This window comes from Salipaludibacillus sp. CF4.18, assembly GCF_051262595.1.
In the GTDB taxonomy this organism is placed as follows: Bacteria; Bacillota; Bacilli; order Bacillales; family Salisediminibacteriaceae; genus Salipaludibacillus; species Salipaludibacillus neizhouensis.
This window is the reverse complement of the sequence record NZ_JBIMEV010000122.1, coordinates 1-2,370: the sequence shown is the minus strand read 5'-3', so window position 1 is coordinate 2,370 and position 2,370 is coordinate 1. Positions and strand designations below refer to the sequence as shown.

At 42.2% G+C, this 2,370-nt stretch carries 2 protein-coding genes; one reads left to right on the top strand and one right to left on the bottom strand.

Features of this window, described 5'->3' with window-relative positions; genetic code table 11:
- Positions 1-12: 12 nt before the first annotated feature.
- Complete coding sequence (locus ACHABW_RS25595; protein WP_435759850.1) at positions 13-1,488, bottom strand: protein adenylyltransferase SelO; 1,476 nt, start codon at positions 1,486-1,488, stop codon at positions 13-15.
- Positions 1,489-1,644: 156 nt separating this feature from the next.
- Here ACHABW_RS25595 and ACHABW_RS25590 point away from each other — a divergent pair, with 156 nt between their 5' ends.
- On the top strand, positions 1,645-2,343 hold the full coding sequence (locus ACHABW_RS25590) for an HAD family hydrolase (RefSeq protein ID WP_435759848.1): 699 nt from the start codon (positions 1,645-1,647) through the stop codon (positions 2,341-2,343).
- Positions 2,344-2,370: the final 27 nt, after the last annotated feature.

Below are 2,370 nucleotides of genomic sequence, written 5' to 3'. Positions count from 1 at the left end.
CCAGTGACACCTTTATGTGCCACAAAATGTGCGGTAAGGACGATTGGATTCAGGTGGTGGTGAGGAATATTTATCCTGTTCCGGTGTGTGTGCATAAGGATTTGAAAGCACATCTAGAAGACGCTCCATCACGCTGTAATCCCCTTGTTCCACTGCAGCTTCCAGAGCTTCTTCTACCCTGTGGTTACGGGGGATTAACGCAGGATTACTGTTTTTCATCAACTCATCTGAAGAGGATTTGGATTCCTGCTGCTTGTCTCTTCTTGTTTGCCATTGCTCAAACCACGCAGTGAATTCTGGAGTCCCATGAAGAACCGTATCCTCCGTTTTATCAAAAGTTAAGGCAAGGAAAGTATTTGTGTAATCAGCCTCATTTTTTTTCATCAAACTGAGAAGGTCTTCAATAAGAGATTCATCGTCTGCCTCTTCAGTAAATAACCCCAGTTTTTCCCTCATTCCTGCCAGCCAATAACCTTGATACAAATCCATGTATCCCGAAATCTCATCTTGAGCCAGTTTGAGTGCTTCTTCCTGATCGTCGTGCAACAGTGGTAATAAAGTTTCCGCAAATCGGGCAAGATTCCATCCCGAAATAGGCGGTTGATTACCATAAGCGTAACGACCTTGTCTGTCAATGGAGCTGAAAACCGTTGCCGGATCATAGGTATTCATGAAAGCGCAAGGGCCATAATCAATCGTTTCCCCACTAATCGCCGCGTTGTCTGTGTTCATCACGCCATGAATAAACCCAACTTGCTGCCATTTAGCAATGAGCGCAGCCTGTCGTTCCATGACGGCGCGTAATAGAGAAAGATATCGATTTGAGCTATCCATTACGTTTGGAAAATGACGTTCTATTGTGTATTCTGCCAGTGCACGGAGATCCTCAATACTTCCCCATTCAGCAGCATATTGAAAGGTACCCACGCGCAGATGACTGGCACCGATACGGGTCAAAACGGCACCTGGCTGTTCTGTTTCCCGGAAGACCGATTCCCCAGTTGTCACAACAGCCAGACTACGGGTAGTAGCAATACCTAGTCCGTGCATGGCTTCGCTCATGATATATTCCCGGAGCATTGGACCAAGTCCCGCTCGACCATCGCCTCCTCGTGAATATGGTGTTCTACCTGATCCTTTAAGTTGAATATCCACCCGGTCGTCTTGTGGAGTAATTTGCTCACCAAGTAATAGCGCTCGTCCGTCCCCTAACATCGTAAAATTCTCAAACTGATGCCCCGCGTAGGCCTGAGCAAGAGGCAGAGCACCGTCAGGAATCCGGTTGCCAGCAAATACTGCTACCGATTCTTCGCTTTCCAGAGCGTCTGAATTAAAGCCAAGCGATGTTGCCAACGAATGATTTAAAATAACCATTTCAGGTGAACTCACAGGATTCAAGTCAATTTTAGAAAAAAATGTTTCCGGCAGATCTGCATAACTGTTATCTAAGTTCCAGCCAGCTTCTTTAATTTCGTTTATCTTTGTCATCATATCCCCTTTTCTTCCTCAATATCTTTCTATTGTACACATGATATAATATTTTTAGTAACAATCATAGGGACGGTTCTCTGCTTCCTACTTCCAACATACTGCGAATGAAGCAGAGAACCGTCCCCTATCTCCTACAGAAAGGATACGAAATTTATGGATACGATTATTTTTGATGTTGATGATACACTTTACGACCAACTAGTTCCTTTTAAGATCGCTCTTCGCAAATTACTGAAAAACTCAGTATCTGAACAATTACTTCATGAAATATATGTCTCGAGCAGAAAGCATAGTGATGCCTTGTTTGAAAAGAATCTATCGGAAGGAATCTCCTTACTGGATATGCAGACCTACCGTATTTCTGCAGCTTGCCAAGAAAGTGGTATCAATATAAGTTTTCAGGAGGCGGTTGATTTTCAAGAGAATTACTTAGAGGAACAACATAGAATAACGTTATATAAGGATATAGAATTACTGCTCGATTTTTTGAACAGTAAAAATAAACAGATTGCTCTTTTAACAAATGGAGATAAAGAACATCAATCTATGAAAATAAAACAGCTAGGGTTGATAAATTGGATCCCGAAAGAACATCATTTTATCTCAAACGAAATAGGCTATGCGAAACCAAGTGAAGAAGTATTTCTACATATTGAAAAAAAGCTGGAGTTAGAAAAATCCAAAACCGTTTATATCGGGGATTCCTTTGAAAATGATGTCGTTGGAGCCAAACAAGTTGGCTGGCATTCGATTTGGATGAACCATCGTAAACGAGCGATGCCTGATATTGGTATTAAACCAGATCTCGTCTTTAGTAACACGAAAGAATTACTAGATAGCTTCCAAAAATAAACAGAGGAACGGTTCCGTGCTTCGTTC

What these genes read in the sequence shown, in the direction of transcription:
- ACHABW_RS25590 (WP_435759848.1), top strand. Translation starts at nt 1,645, where the DNA reads ATGGATACGATTATTTTTGATGTTGATGATACACTTTACGACCAACTA.
- ACHABW_RS25595 (WP_435759850.1), bottom strand. Translation starts at nt 1,488, where the DNA reads ATGACAAAGATAAACGAAATTAAAGAAGCTGGCTGGAACTTAGATAAC.